9 protein-coding genes, 27 tRNA genes and 3 rRNA genes are annotated in these 19,436 nt (G+C 41.2%); all 39 read right to left on the reverse strand.

Annotated elements, in window-relative coordinates; translation table 11 throughout:
- Positions 1–37: 37 nt before the first annotated feature.
- Positions 38–2,945 (reverse strand): 23S ribosomal RNA (locus LA20531_RS03355).
- A 203-nt stretch (positions 2,946–3,148) separates the two neighbouring features.
- Positions 3,149–4,712 (reverse strand): 16S ribosomal RNA (locus LA20531_RS03365).
- The 16S and 23S rRNA genes sit together here, the layout of an rRNA operon.
- Before the next feature lie 743 nt (positions 4,713–5,455).
- Positions 5,456–6,817 (reverse strand): IS4 family transposase, encoded by a 1,362-nt coding sequence (locus LA20531_RS03370; protein ID WP_099202253.1) that lies wholly within the window; start codon positions 6,815–6,817, stop codon positions 5,456–5,458.
- Positions 6,818–7,004: 187 nt separating this feature from the next.
- Entirely contained in the window at positions 7,005–7,469 is a 465-nt protein-coding gene (gene smpB / locus LA20531_RS03375; RefSeq protein ID WP_056940572.1) for an SsrA-binding protein SmpB, read from the reverse strand.
- A gap of 12 nt (positions 7,470–7,481) precedes the next feature.
- Positions 7,482–9,824, reverse strand: a complete 2,343-nt coding sequence (gene rnr, locus LA20531_RS03380) for a ribonuclease R (RefSeq protein WP_056940571.1) — start codon at positions 9,822–9,824, stop codon at positions 7,482–7,484.
- Positions 9,825–9,894: 70 nt separating this feature from the next.
- The gene (gene secG, locus LA20531_RS03385) at positions 9,895–10,128 is read right to left on the reverse strand and encodes a preprotein translocase subunit SecG (RefSeq protein ID WP_013437272.1); all 234 of its coding nucleotides are present in this window, start codon (positions 10,126–10,128) and stop codon (positions 9,895–9,897) included.
- Between the two features lie 67 nt (positions 10,129–10,195).
- Positions 10,196–12,256 (reverse strand): LTA synthase family protein, encoded by a 2,061-nt coding sequence (locus tag LA20531_RS03390; protein ID WP_013437271.1) that lies wholly within the window; start codon positions 12,254–12,256, stop codon positions 10,196–10,198.
- Positions 12,257–12,327: 71 nt separating this feature from the next.
- Positions 12,328–13,353: a lysylphosphatidylglycerol synthase transmembrane domain-containing protein gene (locus tag LA20531_RS03395; RefSeq protein ID WP_056940570.1), complete on the reverse strand. Its 1,026-nt coding sequence runs from the start codon at positions 13,351–13,353 to the stop codon at positions 12,328–12,330.
- Positions 13,353–14,396, reverse strand: a complete 1,044-nt coding sequence (locus LA20531_RS03400; protein WP_056940569.1) for a glycosyltransferase family 4 protein — start codon at positions 14,394–14,396, stop codon at positions 13,353–13,355. Before LA20531_RS03400 ends, LA20531_RS03395 begins: the two co-directional genes overlap by 1 nt.
- A 13-nt stretch (positions 14,397–14,409) precedes the next feature.
- The gene (locus tag LA20531_RS03405) at positions 14,410–15,573 is read right to left on the reverse strand and encodes a glycosyltransferase family 4 protein (protein ID WP_013641552.1); all 1,164 of its coding nucleotides are present in this window, start codon (positions 15,571–15,573) and stop codon (positions 14,410–14,412) included.
- A gap of 121 nt (positions 15,574–15,694) precedes the next feature.
- Positions 15,695–15,779, reverse strand: a tRNA-Leu gene (locus tag LA20531_RS03410).
- 40 nt (positions 15,780–15,819) lie between these two features.
- A tRNA-Cys gene (locus LA20531_RS03415) sits at positions 15,820–15,890 on the reverse strand.
- A gap of 23 nt (positions 15,891–15,913) precedes the next feature.
- A tRNA-Gln gene (locus LA20531_RS03420) sits at positions 15,914–15,985 on the reverse strand.
- Positions 15,986–15,992: 7 nt separating this feature from the next.
- Positions 15,993–16,065: transfer RNA gene (locus LA20531_RS03425), tRNA-His, on the reverse strand.
- 12 nt (positions 16,066–16,077) lie between these two features.
- Positions 16,078–16,148: transfer RNA gene (locus tag LA20531_RS03430), tRNA-Trp, on the reverse strand.
- A gap of 4 nt (positions 16,149–16,152) precedes the next feature.
- Positions 16,153–16,234: transfer RNA gene (locus LA20531_RS03435), tRNA-Tyr, on the reverse strand.
- 7 nt (positions 16,235–16,241) lie between these two features.
- Positions 16,242–16,314 (reverse strand) — tRNA-Phe (locus tag LA20531_RS03440).
- A 6-nt stretch (positions 16,315–16,320) separates the two neighbouring features.
- Positions 16,321–16,394: transfer RNA gene (locus tag LA20531_RS03445), tRNA-Asp, on the reverse strand.
- Between the two features lie 3 nt (positions 16,395–16,397).
- A tRNA-Met gene (locus LA20531_RS03450) sits at positions 16,398–16,471 on the reverse strand.
- A 9-nt stretch (positions 16,472–16,480) separates the two neighbouring features.
- Positions 16,481–16,567, reverse strand: a tRNA-Ser gene (locus LA20531_RS03455).
- A gap of 35 nt (positions 16,568–16,602) precedes the next feature.
- Positions 16,603–16,674, reverse strand: a tRNA-Glu gene (locus LA20531_RS03460).
- A 639-nt stretch (positions 16,675–17,313) separates the two neighbouring features.
- Positions 17,314–17,736 carry a (deoxy)nucleoside triphosphate pyrophosphohydrolase gene (locus tag LA20531_RS03465; protein ID WP_056940568.1) on the reverse strand — a complete coding sequence of 141 codons (423 nt, stop codon included), beginning with the start codon at positions 17,734–17,736 and terminating at the stop codon, positions 17,314–17,316.
- Positions 17,737–17,905: 169 nt separating this feature from the next.
- Positions 17,906–17,995: transfer RNA gene (locus LA20531_RS03470), tRNA-Ser, on the reverse strand.
- A 2-nt stretch (positions 17,996–17,997) separates the two neighbouring features.
- A tRNA-Ile gene (locus tag LA20531_RS03475) sits at positions 17,998–18,072 on the reverse strand.
- A gap of 5 nt (positions 18,073–18,077) precedes the next feature.
- Positions 18,078–18,148 (reverse strand) — tRNA-Gly (locus tag LA20531_RS03480).
- A gap of 19 nt (positions 18,149–18,167) precedes the next feature.
- Positions 18,168–18,240, reverse strand: a tRNA-Phe gene (locus LA20531_RS03485).
- Between the two features lie 6 nt (positions 18,241–18,246).
- Positions 18,247–18,320: transfer RNA gene (locus LA20531_RS03490), tRNA-Asp, on the reverse strand.
- 3 nt (positions 18,321–18,323) lie between these two features.
- Positions 18,324–18,397 (reverse strand) — tRNA-Met (locus LA20531_RS03495).
- Positions 18,398–18,423: 26 nt separating this feature from the next.
- Positions 18,424–18,497, reverse strand: a tRNA-Ile gene (locus LA20531_RS03500).
- Between the two features lie 12 nt (positions 18,498–18,509).
- A tRNA-Met gene (locus LA20531_RS03505) sits at positions 18,510–18,583 on the reverse strand.
- Positions 18,584–18,614: 31 nt separating this feature from the next.
- Positions 18,615–18,688: transfer RNA gene (locus tag LA20531_RS03510), tRNA-Pro, on the reverse strand.
- A gap of 5 nt (positions 18,689–18,693) precedes the next feature.
- A tRNA-Arg gene (locus LA20531_RS03515) sits at positions 18,694–18,767 on the reverse strand.
- 8 nt (positions 18,768–18,775) lie between these two features.
- Positions 18,776–18,861: transfer RNA gene (locus LA20531_RS03520), tRNA-Leu, on the reverse strand.
- Positions 18,862–18,872: 11 nt separating this feature from the next.
- Positions 18,873–18,944: transfer RNA gene (locus LA20531_RS03525), tRNA-Gly, on the reverse strand.
- A gap of 10 nt (positions 18,945–18,954) precedes the next feature.
- Positions 18,955–19,027, reverse strand: a tRNA-Thr gene (locus LA20531_RS03530).
- 24 nt (positions 19,028–19,051) lie between these two features.
- Positions 19,052–19,133: transfer RNA gene (locus LA20531_RS03535), tRNA-Leu, on the reverse strand.
- A 13-nt stretch (positions 19,134–19,146) separates the two neighbouring features.
- Positions 19,147–19,219 (reverse strand) — tRNA-Lys (locus LA20531_RS03540).
- A gap of 2 nt (positions 19,220–19,221) precedes the next feature.
- Positions 19,222–19,294, reverse strand: a tRNA-Val gene (locus LA20531_RS03545).
- A 4-nt stretch (positions 19,295–19,298) separates the two neighbouring features.
- Positions 19,299–19,415 (reverse strand): 5S ribosomal RNA (gene rrf / locus LA20531_RS03550).
- Positions 19,416–19,436: the final 21 nt, after the last annotated feature.

A 19,436-nucleotide genomic window follows, 5' to 3' on the forward strand; every position in this document is an offset into this window, starting at 1 on the left:
TAATCTTTCGCAAAAAAACTTTTCAGATCGCTTCGCTTTGGTCAAGTCCTCGACTGATTAGTACTGGTCCGCTCCATTCTTCACAGAACTTCCACTCCCAGCCTATCTACCTCATCGTCTCTGAGGTGTCTTACTGCTTACGCAAAGGAAATCTCATCTTGAGGGGGGCTTCGCACTTAGATGCTTTCAGCGCTTATCCCTTCCGCACATAGCTACCCAGCGATGCTCCTGGCGGAACAACTGGTACACCAGCGGTGCGTCCATCCCGGTCCTCTCGTACTAAGGACAGCTCCTCTCAAATTTCCTACGCCCACGACGGATAGGGACCGAACTGTCTCACGACGTTCTGAACCCAGCTCGCGTGCCGCTTTAATGGGCGAACAGCCCAACCCTTGGGACCGACTTCAGCCCCAGGATGCGACGAGCCGACATCGAGGTGCCAAACCTCCCCGTCGATGTGAACTCTTGGGGGAGATAAGCCTGTTATCCCCAGGGTAGCTTTTATCCGTTGAGTGATGGCCCTTCCATACGGTACCACCAGATCACTAAGCCCGACTTTCGTCCCTGCTCGAGTTGTCTCTCTCGCAGTCAAGCTCCCTTATACCTTTACACTCTGCGAATGATTTCCAACCATTCTGAGGGAACCTTTGGGCGCCTCCGTTACACTTTAGGAGGCGACCGCCCCAGTCAAACTGCCCACCTGACACTGTCCCTGGCCTGGCTTACAGGTCGAGGTTAGAGCATCCTTCAAACAAGGGTAGTATCCCAACATTGCCTCCTGCAAGACTAGCGTCCTGCATTCCTTGGCTCCTACCTATCCTGTACATGTTTAAAAGATACTCAATATCAAGCTACAGTGAAGCTCCATGGGGTCTTTCCGTCCTGTCGCGGGTAACCCGCATCTTCACGGGTATTATAATTTCACCGAGTCTCTCGTTGAGACAGTGCCCAAATCATTACACCTTTCGTGCAGGTCGGAACTTACCCGACAAGGAATTTCGCTACCTTAGGACCGTTATAGTTACGGCCGCCGTTTACTGGGGCTTCAATTCAAACCTTCGCTTGCGCTAAGCTCTCCTCTTAACCTTCCAGCACCGGGCAGGTGTCAGCCTCTATACGTCATCTTACGATTTTGCAGAGACCTGTGTTTTTGATAAACAGTTGTTTGGGCCTATTCACTGCGGCTAACCACTCTCATGGCCAGCACCCCTTCTTCCGAAGTTACGGGGTCATTTTGCCGAGTTCCTTAACGAGAGTTCTCTCGCTCACCTTAGTGTTCTCCACTCGACTACCTGTGTCGGTTTGCGGTACGGGTATGTTCTCTCTGGCTAGAAGCTTTTCTTGGCAGTGTGACTACATCACCTTCGCTACTTTTACTTCGCTACTCATCACAGCTCATGTTGCTGGTTAGAAGCATTTGACTCTTAACCGCACTCGCTGCTTGAACATCGATCCAGCTCGATGCGTGTTTCGCCTCCTGCGTCCCTCCATTGCTCATAACGATTGAACACAGTACAGGAATCTCTACCTGTTATCCATCGACTACGCCTCTCGGCCTTGCCTTAGGTCCCGACTTACCCTGGGCGGACGAGCCTGCCCCAGGAAACCTTAGTCTTTCGGCGGATAGGATTCTCACCTATCTTTCGCTACTCATACCGGCATTCTCACTTCTAAGCGCTCCAACTATCCTCTCGATTAGCCTTCGCCGCACTTAGAACGCTCTCCTACCACGTGCTCTTTAAAACACATCCACAGTTTCGGTACTATGCTTAGCCCCGGTAAATTTTCGGCGCAGCGCCACTCGACTAGTGAGCTATTACGCACTCTTTGAATGATGGCTGCTTCTGAGCCAACGTCCTAGTTGTCTACGCAACTCCACATCCTTTTCCACTTAGCATAGATTTGGGGACCTTAACTGGTGATCTGGGCTGTTTCCCTTTCGACTACGGATCTTATCACTCGCAGTCTGACTCCCGTGTATGGATATATGGAATTCGCAGTTTATCTGGATTCAGTAACCCCTGACGGGCCCCTAGTCCAAACAGAGCTCTACCTCCATTATCCTCTCCACGAGGCTAGCCCTAAAGCTATTTCGGAGAGAACCAGCTATCTCCAAGTTCGTTTGGAATTTCACCGCTACCCACAACTCATCCCCGCAATTTTTAACTTACGTGGGTTCGGCCCTCCAGTGCGTTTTACCACACCTTCAGCCTGGTCATGGGTAGGTCACTTGGTTTCGGGTCTACGTCAACTAACTTCTCGCCCTATTCAGACTCGCTTTCGCTCCGGCTCCGTCTTTTCTGACTTAACCTCGCTAGTTAACGTAACTCGCCGGTTCATTCTACAAAAGGCACGCCATTGCACTTTAATGTGCTTTGACTACTTGTAGACACACGGTTTCAGGTTCTCTTTCACTCCCCTTCCGGGGTTCTTTTCACCTTTCCCTCACGGTACTGGTTCACTATCGGTCACTAATTAGTATTTAGCCTTGCGAGATGGTCCTCGCGGTTTCAACCGGGATTCCTCGTGTCCCGGCCTACTCAGGATTCTGCTAGGCGCGCTTGCAATTTCGCTTACGGGGCTCTCACCCTCTCTGGCTTACCTTCCCAGATAATTCTGCTATCACTTACGCTGCCACGTCGCAGTCCTACAACCCCAAATGATAAATCACTTGGTTTGGGCTCTTTCCTCTTCGCTCGCCGCTACTAAGGAAATCGATTTTTCTTTCTCTTCCTGCAGCTACTTAGATGTTTCAGTTCACTGCGTATTCCTTTGAATGACTATCTATTCATCATTCAATAATGCATCGCTGCATTGGGTTCCCCCATTCGGACATCTCCGGATCTTAGCGTACTTACCGCTCCCCGAAGCTTTTCGTAGTTCGTCACGTCCTTCATCGGCTTTTAGTGCCTAGGCATTCACCGTGCGCCCTTTTCTACTTGACCTTACTCAAGAATTCTCTTCTCGGTCGCTCTACAATCTGTTCTCTTTGATTGTCTCGGTTTTTTGCTTGGATTATATTCAGTTTTCAATGTACTAACTCTTTGAGGTACTACCCTCAAAACTAAACAAAGTTTCTCAGTGTGCTTCCGCTTGCTCTGGATACTTCTCTTAGTATTTCTACTCTCCATATCCTTCGCTTCCTTAGAAAGGAGGTGATCCAGCCGCAGGTTCTCCTACGGCTACCTTGTTACGACTTCACCCCAGTCATCTGCCCTGCCTTAGACGGCTCCTTCCCGAAGGTTAGGCCACCGGCTTTGGGCATTGCAGACTCCCATGGTGTGACGGGCGGTGTGTACAAGGCCCGGGAACGTATTCACCGCGGCGTGCTGATCCGCGATTACTAGCGATTCCAGCTTCGTGCAGTCGAGTTGCAGACTGCAGTCCGAACTGAGAACAGCTTTCAGAGATTCGCTTGCCTTCGCAGGCTTGCTTCTCGTTGTACTGCCCATTGTAGCACGTGTGTAGCCCAGGTCATAAGGGGCATGATGACTTGACGTCATCCCCACCTTCCTCCGGTTTGTCACCGGCAGTCTCATTAGAGTGCCCAACTTAATGCTGGCAACTAATAACAAGGGTTGCGCTCGTTGCGGGACTTAACCCAACATCTCACGACACGAGCTGACGACAGCCATGCACCACCTGTCTTAGCGTCCCCGAAGGGAACTCCATATCTCTACAGATTGCACTAGATGTCAAGACCTGGTAAGGTTCTTCGCGTTGCTTCGAATTAAACCACATGCTCCACCGCTTGTGCGGGCCCCCGTCAATTCCTTTGAGTTTCAACCTTGCGGTCGTACTCCCCAGGCGGAGTGCTTAATGCGTTAGCTGCAGCACTGAGAGGCGGAAACCTCCCAACACTTAGCACTCATCGTTTACGGCATGGACTACCAGGGTATCTAATCCTGTTCGCTACCCATGCTTTCGAGCCTCAGCGTCAGTTGCAGACCAGAGAGCCGCCTTCGCCACTGGTGTTCTTCCATATATCTACGCATTCCACCGCTACACATGGAGTTCCACTCTCCTCTTCTGCACTCAAGAAAAACAGTTTCCGATGCAGTTCCTCGGTTAAGCCGAGGGCTTTCACATTAGACTTATTTTTCCGCCTGCGCTCGCTTTACGCCCAATAAATCCGGACAACGCTTGCCACCTACGTATTACCGCGGCTGCTGGCACGTAGTTAGCCGTGACTTTCTGGTTGATTACCGTCAAATAAAGGCCAGTTACTACCTCTATCCTTCTTCACCAACAACAGAGCTTTACGATCCGAAAACCTTCTTCACTCACGCGGCGTTGCTCCATCAGACTTGCGTCCATTGTGGAAGATTCCCTACTGCTGCCTCCCGTAGGAGTTTGGGCCGTGTCTCAGTCCCAATGTGGCCGATCAGTCTCTCAACTCGGCTATGCATCGTCGCCTTGGTAAGCCGTTACCTTACCAACTAGCTAATGCACCGCGGGGCCATCCCTTAGCGACAGCTTACGCCGCCTTTCAAAAGCTGATCATGCGATCTGCTTTATTATCCGGTATTAGCACCTGTTTCCAAATGGTATCCCAGACTTAGGGGCAGGTTCCCCACGTGTTACTCACCCATCCGCCGCTCGCTTTCCCAACGTCATTACCGAAGTAAATCTGTTGGTTCCGCTCGCTCGACTTGCATGTATTAGGCACGCCGCCAGCGTTCGTCCTGAGCCAGGATCAAACTCTCATTTTAAAAAGTTTGAAATGACTTCATTTCGATTATTTAAGATCTTTGTCTCAAATTTATTGCTTGCGAATTGACTTCGCTTTTTGTTTGGGTTTTTACACCCGCACACTTTTAGCGAAACTTTGTTCAGTTTTCAAAGTACTACCTCCGTCCGGTTCAACCAGACGGCTTTTATATTTTATCAAACCCTCAAGCCCTTGTCAAGAACTTTTTTGAATTTGTTTTTCGTCATCCGCTCGAGTTATTCATCTCTTGCCTGACGACATTTAAATATATTACCAGCTTCTTCTCCCCTTTGCAAGTACTTTTTTCATTTTATCGATTTTTCCTTTGCTCAGGCTTCTTATTCAAGCTGTGCCGCTTCTCTCGAAACGACTTTATTAAGTTACCCTATTTCTGCTCTTTTTGCAAGTTTGCCCCTTCGTTCGCTTCACTTATGAAACGCGTGGTTTAGTTGTAACCACTTCTAAAATTGCATCCCTCATTCGACAATTATTTTCTTAACACTAAAAGTTTAACGCAACTGATCGTTCGAAATTTGCTTAAAATCCACTTATTTTTCGTCAAAAATTTTTTGATTTTTTTCAAAATAAACAAAAAAGTCCACGATCTTCTGATCAATGTCATTAAGTTAAGACATTGACTAATCTGATGACACTTTTTGAGACATTTATCGAATTATTTTATTTGATAAATGTCTTTTTTTGATAGCACAAATAAGCCATCTTAAGATAGCCGTTTAAATTAGTTCAAGCTGCTAGACGATAAGGAAAGCCAACTACTAATTTAACTTTTAGATTTCGTTTATCTTTTCTTCCTGGTCGAATGGGCGTTAAATAAAATGCCACATCTAGCAGTAATTGTGTGAAGTTTTTATCTGAATTATCACTTATACTAAAATATCGTCGCCAGATACAACAGGCCATTTTAAAATCTATTTGATATTGATATTTTCCCTGAGTATACGGTTTTGAGCTCGCAATTATTGATAAACTCACGGCATTATACATTGCAAAATGGGCGTATATTTCCATATAAACAAATTGATCTTTTTTAGAATGAAACTGTATGCCGCTTAAGTCATATTTAAGCTCCCTAAAAGAAGTTTCTATTCCCCAGCGAAGATGATAGATCTCTTTCATTCTAGCTAAAGGATATTCATTTCGATCTAAATTGGTGATGAGGACTTCCCACTCATCGTCTGAACCTGGTGGATTGATTCTAAACTTACAAACTCTAAATCTAACATCACACATATCCTCAAAATCCCAGCGTTGATCTCTGGTATTTTTAGAACGAACAGCTTTATAGTGATGCTTTTTGTGAAGAATCAGGTGAAGAAACTTTTCTGTATCTTTATGGGTGACATAATAATAATGTGACGAAGTTACTCTGCATGATAAGTCAATATCGTATTCATGATTCGACATAGCTACAATTTCTTTAAAAGCACCATCTCCGGATTTTGATCGCATAACATAGTGGCAATGTTTTAATCGATTGCAATTTTCAATTAAATTAAAGCTAATGTAGCCACGATCCATCAGGACTAGAAAATCTTTTTCTTGCTGGGCTAATTTCTTTATCATGGTTAAAGCTGCCTCACGTTCATCCATTTTTTGTCTAGGTTGGATAACCATGTCTAAATATAATTTATTCAAAACATCATAAAAAGCGTTTACATGTATCTGGCAATATTTTCTACCATCTTTGCCTTGAAAAATATTCTTTGATTTTGGATTAAAAGGCTGATCAAAATCGGAACCATCAATCGCTACAACTAAGTATTTGTCATCTAGTAATTGCGGTGCATTGTTTGCCTGACTAAGCTCAGCCATAATTTCTTTAAAGCATTCAGGCTTTAATTTAGCCTTTTGTTGTTCAAAAGCCGAAGCAGTCATTCTAGAATTTATGTCAGGAAAAGCATGAAAAATTTCCGAATTCAGGCTGCCAGCTCCCATGTTAAGAATTAACTTAATCAAATCAGTGGAATTGAGCTTACGACAGCGAATAAAAGCTTGATCAGATACAGAGAAATCGTGAATGTTGTCAGCGATTTTATTGATAATACTATCCATCAGCTTTAAAATATTTGAGTGAAGGGATTTCATAAGAGGCACAGCTTTCTATGAAAGACCAGATAATATGACGAAAGTGAGCAGAAGGGCAAATAAACTCTGCTTACTTTTTATTTTAAAAAGAAAAAAGACCGAATCAAAATGATTCGATCTTTAAAAGCTGTCGATATAATGTCAATGTCTTAACTTAATGACATTGATCTTCTGATCGTGAACTTGTCTAAATACCATATCTGCGATGAATTTCGCGTTTTTGGTCTCTTTCTTTAATTGTCTGACGCTTGTCATATTCTTTTTTACCTTGACCTACGCCAATTAAAACTTTAGCAAAACCGTGCTTCAAATAAACCTTTAATGGAATAATTGCAATACCACGTTCGGCTTGTGCTTTAGCTAATCGATTAATCTCCTTTTTGTGTAAAAGAAGTCGCCGACTTCTAAGTGGTTCGTGATTATATCGATTGCCTTGCTTATATTCACTAATATGCACGTTCTCCAAAAAAGCCGAGCCATTAATAATCTGCACGTAGCCATCGCGTAAATTGATACGACGGGCACGCACGGACTTAATTTCTGTCCCAGTTAAAGCAATACCAGCTTCATATGTTTCTTTAATGAAATAATCGTGGCGTGCTTTTTTATTCTGTGCAATTAAGTTTTCGTCTTTTTCTTTTTCTTTTTTCATTAAGGTCACTCCTTAATGTTTAAAATTTCTTTGGTTTCTTCTATTACTGCCACGTCCATGACTTCTACGGTCTCCGCGACTATTATAGTTGCCACCACCACGGTGACCATGATCATTATGGAAACCTCTATTGCCACGACGACGGTTATTCATCCCTCTATCACGATGTTTTCTCTTAGGTGCATTAGGGTCATAAACTTCAAAGTTCAATTGATGCTGTTCAACGTTAGCATTAATAAGGGTAACCTTAATTGGCATCCCTATCTTGTATTGTTTATGCGTACCACGTCCCGTCAAAGTCAATGATTTTTCGTTAAAGCTGTAGAAGTCATCAGTTAAGTTAGAAATATGCACTAAGCCTTCAACGGTATTAGGCAGTTGAATAAACATCCCGAAACTAGTAACTGAAGATACTACGGCATCAAAGTGTTCTCCCACTTGATCTGCCATGTATTCTGTCATCTTCAAATCGTTTACTTCACGTTCAGTATCAATTGAACGTCTTTCTTGTGTAGAAGTTTGTTCCGCAACATCTGGTAAATATCCAGCAAAGTGTTTTTGAATGTCTTCACTAGTACCCTTTTCTTGGTACGCATGAATCATTCTGTGCACCATCAAGTCAGAGTATCTTCTAATTGGTGAAGTAAAGTGGGTGTAGTATTTAGCCGCAAGGCCAAAGTGTCCCAAAGCTTCTTCAGAGTATCTGGCCTGCTTTAAACTACGTAACATCATCATTTGCACAACTGCTTCTTCAGGTGTACCAGTTGTCTTAGATACTACTTTTTGCAAATCTAATGGCTTAACGTTCTCTGGATCTGCATGAATATTTAAGCCAAATGCACTACAGAATTCAAAGAAGTTTCTAATTCTTTCAGAATCTGGAGTTTCGTGAACACGGTATAAGAATGGAACTTGCTTCTTGTAGAAATCTTCTGCGACAGTTTCATTTGCCATTAACATGAAGGACTCGATCATCTTTTCGGCTGTACCACGTTCGTGAAGAACGATATCAGTTGGCTTGCCTTGATCATCCACAATAATCTTTGCTTCTGGTTCTTCAAAGTCAATCGCACCACGTGCATGACGTTGCTTGTATAAAATAGCATGCAAATCAGCCATTTCTTCAAGCATTGGACGTAATTTGACGTATTTATCTTCCAAACCGTCCATGTCGCCCTTCAAGGTTTGGTTAACCTTGTTGTAAGTCATACGTCCATGTGAGCGCATTACAGCAGGATAAATCTTGTAGCCTACTCTCTTACCTTCAGGCGTAATTTCCATGTCACAAGATAAGACAAGACGGTCTACACCTTCATTTAAGGAACAGATACCATTTGAAAGTCTAAATGGCAACATTGGAATAACTCGATCAACCAAGTAAGTACTGTTGCCACGAGCAAAGGCTTCTTCATTCAAAGGAGTATTTTCAGTTACATAGTGAGATACATCCGCAATATGAACTCCTAAATGGTAGTTGCCGTTAGGAAGTTTCCATAAAACTACGGCATCGTCAAAGTCTTTTGAGTCATCCCCATCAATAGTTACGGCAGGTTGATCAGTAATATCTACTCTGCCTTTTTTCTCTTCTTCAGTAACATGGTCTGGAATTGCATTAGCTTGTGCCATTGCATCTTCAGGCCAATCAGTTCTGACATCATGAGCTGAAACAATTGACATAATATCAACGCCAGGATCATTTTTATTACCAATGATCTTGATAACAGCACCTGTCATTGATTCAGGATTATCTTTGTCAGGGTAGTCCTTAATTGATACCTTAACCATGTCGCCCATTTGTGGGATTAAACCATTTTCAGATAAGTAAACACGGTATTTATGTAACTTCTTGTTGTCACTAATAGCATAACCAATGAAATGACTGACTTTTCTTTGTTCATCAGTTAATGGGTGAAATTCACCAACTAAACTTTCAAGGCCACGTTCAAGAATTTCTTCGATTTGTCCTTCTGGCCCTTTACCATTCCATGGGTTGCCCCCAGCTGTAATCTTAACCTTTACTCGGTCGCCATCAACAGCGTATTTAGTATAGTCGGCGGCGATAAAGACATCATAGGCTTCTTCATCATCAAGTTTTACAAAGCCAAAGCCTTTATCATTAGCTCTAAAGTTTCCTTCAACGATGGTATTTTCTTGAGCTAATTGATATTGTCCTTTACCATCTGTAATAATCTTTTTTTCATGCTCTAAAAATGAGAGAGCTTTAATTAATTCAGTAAAATTACCTAATCTATCACGACGTGCTTCTCGTTCGATTTGATCTACACGAAATTGTTTTTGTGGATTATGGCGAAAAATTTCTAAAACACCGGACAAAATTTTTTCGTTTTGTGCCATGTAATTAATCTCCGATCTTTATTTAATATAAAAAAAGCCTCCCCATCATACTGATCGGGAGGTACAAAATTTATTTTGAAGACATGTAAGCTAGAATAATAGCAAAAACGAAAAAGAATACCAATAAAACTGAGGTTACTTTTTCCATAAATGCTTCAAAACCACGTTTTTTGGTTTGACCACTAAAAACGGCTCCGCCTGATAAGGCGTTCAATGCATCTTGTTGTTTTTGTGGCTGCATCATTGTTGCAATAACGATTAAAATTGAAACAATGATTAGTAGCGTCATAACTAAATTATACAATGCGCTGCCTCCAATACACACATACGGCTTACCTATCAATTTTATCACAAACTGCTATTTTTTGCAGTTATTTTTTTAACTCAGGAGCATCTGTCTTGAAATCTTTCTGAGTTGTCTTCTTATGATTCTTATACCAAAGAGAGGTCTTGCTTGGATCATCATATAGACGTTTTAATGACGGCTCCTTGTTATAATCATAATCTTTAGGTTTCACTTTAGTAAACCACTTAGGACGATAGAACCGCAACAAATTACCGTTAATCACACGATCAGACAGAGAAAGCTGTGTAGTAACCTGGTTAGAAATCGAAGTAAGTTTAGTCTTCAACTTCTTATCGGGTTTTATCTTCTGTCCTGTCTTGGTGTCATAATAATTGCTGCCTACTTTAGAGTATTCTGGCGTAATAAAGTCACCATTTCTCTGTGCCACAATTTGAGGCGTATGCTTACTCAACAAATCATAGCCAAATTGAATAGTTCCCTTATCATTTACACCAAGCAAATTAAGCAGTGTTGGCAAAACATCAATTTCACCGCCATAAGTATGGTTAATGCCACCTTTAAGTCCCTTCATATGGAACATCAATGGGACTCTTTGAAATTGTAAATTATCAAAATCATTAAATGACTTCTTCTTAAGCAATTCAGCACTTGCTTTATGGTGGTTGCCTGAGATTCCGTAGTGGTCACCATAGAGAACAACCAAAGTGTTCTTATCAAGACCGGTCTTCTTCATCCACCGCATTAGTTCACCAATGGCTTGATCAAGATAGTGCGCTGTTTGAACATAACCATCAACGGTTTCATCCCCCGTGTTGGTTTTATCAATGGTCTGATTCTTCTTATCAAGTTGATATGGATAGTGGTTCGTTACCGTAATCATCTTCAAATAAAATGGTTGTGGCAAACGTTCAATATACTTGATTGATTGGTCAAAGAAGATCTTATCCTTTAAGCCATAGCCGATGTAATAGCTTGGCTTATTTTTATAAAAGGAAAGTGGCATAAAGTATTGGTAGCCAAATGACTTATAAGCATTATTTCTATTCCAAAATGATCCAGCACCACCATGCATTACAGCAGTAGTATAGCCTGCTTCTTGATGCAAAATTGCTGGGGCACTTTCAAAAGTATTGGAAGTACCATAAGTAGACATTGCAGAGCCTGATTGCAAACCATACAGTGAGTTCTCAAGCATCATTTCTGCATCGGAAGTCTTACCTTGACCTACTTGATTAAAGAAATTATCAAAACTAATAGTATCTTTTTGATGATAGATCTTATTCAAGTTAGGCGTTACTTCTTTACCCTTCCACTTATAGCCAATCAAAAATTGCTGGAAACTTTCTAGGTGAATGATTAAAACATTCTTTCCTTTAGCTACGCCAGTATATTCAGGATTTGGTTTAACATAATTGGCTTTCAAATAGTTTCTAACAGAGCGTAAGTCAGAAACATTAGCCTTAGCCATCTGCGCACTAGTCTGCGCTGTCTTATAGCCGTCATAAACGGCATATTCATTGATTCCCAAATATTTAACAATGTAGTTATTATCAAAAGTTCTTGTTAAAAGACCTGAACGATCCTTTTGAGCCATCAACAGATTTAATCCCATTAGACTAGCTGCTAAAAGTTCAATTAAAAGATTTACCTTAAGCTTCAAAGGACGAACGTCTATCTTGATAACTTTCGTAAGCAGCAATGCAATAACTATCGCGATATCAGCAAAGGCCAAGAAATCACTTGCTAAAGTTATCCCTGCAATACTTTTTCCTAAATTATCTGAAGTTGAACCTGATGTCTTAATGATTGAAAATGACAAAAAGTTTGAAAACTCTCGGTAATAAAGAATATTTGAAAAAAGCCATAGTGTCAGGATGAAATCAATTATCAAAACTATCCAATACGATTTCCGCCCTTTAAAGAACAATCCGATTCCTAAAAGGAGCATCCCTGAAGGAATAGGATTAATTAAAAGCAAAAATTGCTGCATTGGACCAACTGCACCTAAATTAAACTTGGTCAAATAAATAAAGTATGTTTTCAGCCAAAATAAAACTAAAACAATCGTAAAAAATCCAAGTTTGGTTTGCGTTAGCCATTTAAAAAAAGACTTGATACGTTCCATTGCTCTCTCCTCTCGTTACGGTATTTTATCTTACTACGGATTTGAGCAAGACTCATTTCTTTTAATAAAAATTAATTACTTTCTGTACTTTTTATCTTTTTCGGCTTAAAAATCCAACCGAAAATTCCTAAAATCATACCGAAAAAGTAAGTTGCAAAACGCCAAACAAACATTGCAAGAATTAAAGCACCATGCGATGAAACAAAAGTAGAAAACAATGTTTGGAAACTATATTCCGCTCCACCTGAAGCACCAGGAATTGGAATAATTGCCATAAACATAATAATCATAATATTCATCTGCGTGACGCTGCTCCATGAACATGGAACATTCAATGCTGTCAGCACCATAAACGGGATCGAGTAAAAGAACAATAACTGTAAAACAGTTAAAATGGACGAAATTATTAGTTTATTCTTTTCTTTTTTGAGTTTTTGACTTTCTGCATAAAACGTATCGATTTTTTCTAAAGTAGCTGTACGCCATTTTTCAACACGTTCCTTTTTCATAAATTTGCCTAATAAATCCATCACCCAATTAGTTGCTCTTTTGGTAAAACGGTAGGCAAACATAATCGCGAGTAAGAAAATGATCGAACTAATATGGATTAAAAAGCCAATCGCTATAAATACAGCTAGGCCGGCAAACTTAGTCATTACTGTATGGAAGCCAAAAATAATCGTAAAGACGTAGGCGAAGAACACAACTATCTGATAAATGATAAATTTCATTAACAAGATAGATGTTGAACGTCCACCTTCCATGCCCATTTGGATCATTGCAGCAAGTTGCGAAGGTTGGCCCCCTGTCGACATTGGCGTAATCGCATTAAATAAAGCTTGAATAATAGGAATACGCAAAAAAGACCAGGCCGATCGTTTAGGCTCATTTTTACGATGGGCCAAAGTTGCCAATATTCCAGCTTCACAAACATAGGATAAAAGCATTAGACCGAACACCATTATCAATGCCCAAATATTGAGGCCATGAGCTGCTCCCAATATCTCTGATAATGGCGTAGATTTTAAGTCCGTATATAGAACAAAGGCACTGATTGCCAAAACAATCAGAACGCCCAATAAATGTTTTTTATTCATTAGCGAATTTGCCCTAATTCTTTTCCTAATTTGTATTGCTCATGATAAAACTCATTCCAAATTTTAGCTAATCGTTCCTCAGAATATTCTTGACTAGCTTTATTGGACAATTCACTATACTTCTTTAATAATTGTGGATCTTTTACAGCTTTCTGCAAAATTTGATTCATTTCGCCGAAGTCTTTACCGCTCATATAATATCCGTCAATAATTGCCTTATACAAATCAAGGTCACGCAGCAAAACTGGCGTACCACAGCTAAATGCTTCTAAGACAGACATTGGGAACAATTCATCATATGATGGTAAGACAAACAAGTCAGCAATGTTCAGGTAATTAACCAACTTAGCACGATCAACTATTCCGGCAAAAGTTAAGTTCTTAGGTGGATTGTCGACCATCTGCTTGTAGTGATCATATCCATCCGTAATTTTGCCAAATGAAAAGCCACCAGCCCAAATAAATTGCACATCAGGATTAGCTTCAGCCATTTTAACAAAATCATCAATACCCTTACGTTCTTGAACTTGTCCGTCGCCAAACACAACGAATTTATCAAGTGGAATACCTAGTTCATGACGAAAAGCATTTTTACTTGCAAGTGATTCTTCGTAGAACTTTTCCTTAGAAACAAAGTTAGGAATGTATTTTACCTTGTCACGATCAATGCCATAATCAACCAATTTATCAATAAAAATTGGATTAACTACAACGATTTGATCCATTCGTTGATAAAAATCAATTACGTAATTATAAAAGACCTTTTTAGCAACACCAGGTAATTTAATAGAACCTTCAAGCGTATCAGGTAAAAAGTGTACATAGCCTATTTTTCTACCACGAGCTGGTGAAAAGCTGTTGGCATAGTAAGTTGGATTAATTGTATGGTAGTGGGTCAAATCACTATTGCCATATTTATTAATCGTTACATAAAATTCATCTACTAAACGCGTTCTCAGCAATTTGATCAATTCATTATAAGCAGAGCCAACACCTTGACCCTTAACTGAATCTGCTTGCGAGAACATATTAATTCTAATCATCTACATCCTCTTTTTATAAATCTTCGTGCTTAGGCTGATAATTATCAATTGCATATTGATAAAAATTATATACATCTGTAGCAAATTGATCAGAGGAAATTTTTTGCAATTTATTTTGTAAAACTTCCTGAGGAATTTTTCTGCGCCCTTTTTTAAGCAATTCAATAATTTCTTCTAGCATTTCTTTTTGAGTAGTGAAGGTACGACCGAAAATTTCTTTATCAAAAATATTCTCTGTGTAATCAGTATCATAAACTACACATGGAGTACCAGCAGCTAATGCTTCAATATAAGTAAGCCCTTGAGTTTCTGTATCACTGGCCGAAACAAAAAGATCTGCCATGCGGTAATAGTTGCCGACATCGCCGTGTTCAACGTTCCCAGCAAAAATCACATAATCTTCCAAAGTTAAACGTTCTACTTGATCTTTTAGAACATCAACATCTGGTCCATCACCAGCAATCACGAATTTAACATTTGGAAATTCTTCAATAATATCGGGCATCACATTTAAAATATGATTTATTTTCTTTTCAGCTGCAATTCTACTCAATGTCAAGATTACTGGCACATCCTTAGCAATGCCTAAATCTTTTCGCACATCACGTTTTGCGTCGCAATTTATTCCCTGAATATCTACGCCAGTAGGAATAACTCTAATAGGAATTTGTACGCCATAACGGTGCAACAAATCTTCTACTCGACCACTAGGGGCGATACAGCCATCCATATTTTTCAAATAGCTTTTTACAAATTGTTTAACATGGTATGGACGAAGTAAGTGACCATTAAGAATATAGTGCAAGTAATCTTCATACATTGTGTGGTATGTATGAATAGCGGGAATATCTAATTGGTGAGCTACATATTTTCCAATACTTCCCAAGGCAAATTCGGTTTGTGTATGAACAATATCCAAATTTACTTCTTTAGCAACCTTTGTAGCTTCGAACAACCCTCTAAAGGCTATTCTTCTATCGGTAAACGAAACAAACGGTATGCTGCTAAAGCGAAAGACATTTGGCTCCACTGTCCCTTTTTTTACATTTGGATCTGTTGTGGTAAAAATAAATACATTATGCCCCTGCCTTTCCAAGGCGTCTTTTAACGTCTTTATTGAAGTAGCCACGCCACTTATCTGGGGAAAATATGTATCGGTATAAAGACCAATATTCATTTAAATACCTCCATATTTAGCATTATAAAGATTACTCAAACTATGTGCAATTTTAAATACTAAATTAATAACATATCTTAACAAAAAAAGCGATCCAACTTAATGGATCGCTTATAAAAGATAGCGGTGATCGGGGTCGAACCGATACGTCCGTAATGGACACCAGATTTTGAGTCTGACGCGTCTGCCAATTCCGCCACACCGCCATAATATTAAATTTTAAATAATCAACTTATTCGGTTGATAAGGCGGAGGTCGGACTCGAACCGACGATTAAGGTTTTGCAGACCTCTGCCTTACCGCTTGGCTACACCGCCATAAGTTATAAAATTATTTAGAATTGGGATAGCTGGGCTCGAACCAGCGCATGTTAGAGTCAAAGTCTAATGCCTTACCACTTGGCTATATCCCAATACTAGGGCGGAATGTGGGATTCGAACCCACGCATGCCGGATCCACAAACCGGTGTGTTAACCCCTTCACCAATTCCGCCATGAAGGTAAACAGGGATAGTAGGAATTGAACCCACATCAGCGGTTTTGGAGACCGATGTACTACCATTATACTATATCCCTATTATGGAGGAGGGTGGATTCGAACCGCCGAACTCAGAGAGAGCGGTTTTACAGACCGCCGCGTTTAGCCACTTCGCTACTCCTCCAGCTTGATGGCGCGGGACGGAATCGAACCGCCGACACAAGGAGCTTCAATCCTTTGCTCTACCAACTGAGCTACCGAGCCATCTTACGGTCCATGTGGGATTTGAACCCACGATCTCCTCCGTGACAGGGAGGCGAGATAAACCACTGCTCCAATGGACCAAATTGCGGGAGCTGGATTTGAACCAACGACCTTCGGGTTATGAGCCCGACGAGCTACCAGACTGCTCCATCCCGCGATAATATTAAGGAGGATGTGGGATTTGAACCCACGCGCGGCAGAACCGCCTAACGGTTTTCAAAACCGTCCCCTTAAGCCACTTGGGTAATCCTCCATTAGCTTAATGCCAAAATATATTAAACTGGCAAATGACCCGTACGGGATTTGAACCCATGTTACGGCCGTGAAAGGGCCGTGTCTTAACCACTTGACCAACGGGTCGTGTCTCTTAATCAAAAGCACCTAATTATAATACCGAATCAAGTCTTAAAAGTCAAGTACTTTTTTTAACCTTCTTTCAAAACTCAATTGCTTAGGCGATCTCTCAATCACAACGTATCTAATATTAATAGATATGCAGCTGAAATGCAAGTACTTTTTTTATTTTTTTGCAAAAAAGTGCAAATACGCTGTAATAAAGACATTACACCACTACTTTTATACTTCATTTTCGTCGGCATGTAATATGTATTCATATCAACTGATGTAGTTAATTTCAAATTCATCTAAACAACTTTTACTGTTTTAGTTTTGCTTTTCTTGTCTACCCTCTTCATTACTTTTCTAAAATGATTATTTAGACATAAAAAACTTAAATATGTTTTTCCTTCCCAGGGTGCAGAAATAATCAATGTCTTATTTTTATTGTCTATGACGTCTTATACTTCTTCGACCATTCTATTAGGCCGTACACTATTTGCAGGCTTATCTTCACCTATTTTTGACTCTGTCAAATTATCTTGATCATACTGTTCGATTAACTAATGCACAACCAGAAATTAGATTAGAACATCAATAATTGCAGAACAATAACCTTCTGCTTCCGTCAAACCAAAATACATCTAAGTTAATAGGCGACTATTAGAATTTAATATCTCTAAAGTTTGTTCGCGCTAATTCTTTAACTAACGGAGCATCAGCAGGTGCCCAATTTAATTTCTGAACTTCATCAGCAGATAACCATTCCACCTCACTATGAGCAACAAGATCAAAATTATTCGTTAACAATTTTGCAAAGAAAACTGTTAATTTAACTATTCCAAAATCATATTCATAACTTACTGTTTCACCCAATTGTGGTCCAATTTGTACTTCATCATGGAATTCCTCTTTAAGTTCTCTTTTAGCGGCTTCCTGAGGTGTCTCGCCCTTCTCTATCTTTCCACCGGGAAACTCCCACATTCCGCCTACTAATCGATTAGCATTGCGTTTTCCGGCCAATACTTTATTTTTATCTTGATCTATAATTACTACACCTGCAACTTTGATAATTTTCTTTGCCATTTTATTCTCCTAAATGTTCTTAATTGTATTCTACACTAATCAATCCTTAGGAAATAATATGTTTCAGCCAGATAAAAAAGACCTAGTCTTGATACTCTATTTCCAAACTAGGTCTACTATTTATTTTTAGCAACAAAAAAGCTCGATAAACGAGCTTCAAATAATATTACGGAGACTGAGGGATTCGAACCCTCGCACCGGAATAACCCGATCTACACCCTTAGCAGGGGCGCCTCTTCAGCCACTTGAGTAAGTCTCCAATGGGCCTAAATGGACTTGAACCATCGACCTCACGCTTATCAGGCGTGCGCTCTAAACCAGCTGAGCTATAGGCCCATAAAAGCGGGTAACGAGAATCGGACTCGCGACTAAAGCTTGGAAGGCTTTCGTTTTACCACTAAACTATACCCGCACCTAATATAAAAAATGAGTGGCGCGGGACGGAATCGAACCGCCGACACAAGGAGCTTCAATCCTTTGCTCTACCAACTGAGCTACCGAGCCATCTTACGGTCCATGTGGGATTTGAACCCACGATCTCCTCCGTGACAGGGAGGCGAGATAAACCACTGCTCCAATGGACCAAATTGCGGGAGCTGGATTTGAACCAACGACCTTCGGGTTATGAGCCCGACGAGCTACCAGACTGCTCCATCCCGCGATAATTATTAAACTATCTGTAATTAATGGACCTTGTAGGACTCGAACCTACGACAAGACGGTTATGAGCCGTCTGCTCTAACCAACTGAGCTAAAGGTCCAAGTTTACAATATAGCGGCGGGGGGGATCGAACCCTCGACCTCCCGGGTATGAACCGGACGCTCTAGCCAGCTGAGCTACACCGCCAAAATATGTAACTAATTACCATTAGATACAATCGGGAAAACAGGATTCGAACCTGCGACCCCCTGGTCCCAAACCAGGTGCTCTACCAAACTGAGCCATTTCCCGTTATATGCGCCCTGAAGGATTTGAACCTTCAACCTTCTGATTCGTAGTCAGACACTCTATCCAGTTGCGCTAAGGGCGCATCATCAATGCCGGGGATCGGAGTCGAACCGATACGGTTGAAACCAACCGCGGGATTTTAAGTCCCGTGCGTCTACCAATTCCGCCACTCCGGCGTGTTGATGAAAGCGGAAGACGGGATTCGAACCCGCGACCCCCACCATGGCAAGGTGATGTTCTACCACTGAACTACTTCCGCAAAATATAAATGCCGATTATACGACTTGAACGTACGACCCCCTGTTTACAAGACAGATGCTCTACCAACTGAGCTAAATCGGCAAAATGTCAACATGTGGTTGGCAATACGGGTAGTGGGACTTGAACCCACACGTCCGAAAACACTAGAACCTAAATCTAGCGCGTCTGCCAATTCCGCCACACCCGCAAATATAGGGTCATGAGCCGTGAGGGACTTGAACCCTCGACCCACGGATTAAAAGTCCGTTGCTCTACCAACTGAGCTAACGACTCGATGGAGGATACAGGGCTCGAACCTGTGACCTCCTGCTTGTAAGGCAGATGCTCTCCCAGCTGAGCTAATCCTCCATGAGCACGGCAGCTTCCTTTCCTCGCAGGCAGTTGCCCACCAACTACTTTCGGCGTTAAGAAGCTTAACTTCTGTGTTCGGCATGGGAACAGGTGTATCCTTCTTGCTTTCGCCACCGTACTCTTTTGAGCTACTACGCTC

The organism is Lactobacillus amylovorus DSM 20531 (assembly GCF_002706375.1).
GTDB lineage: Bacteria > Bacillota > Bacilli > Lactobacillales > Lactobacillaceae > Lactobacillus > Lactobacillus amylovorus.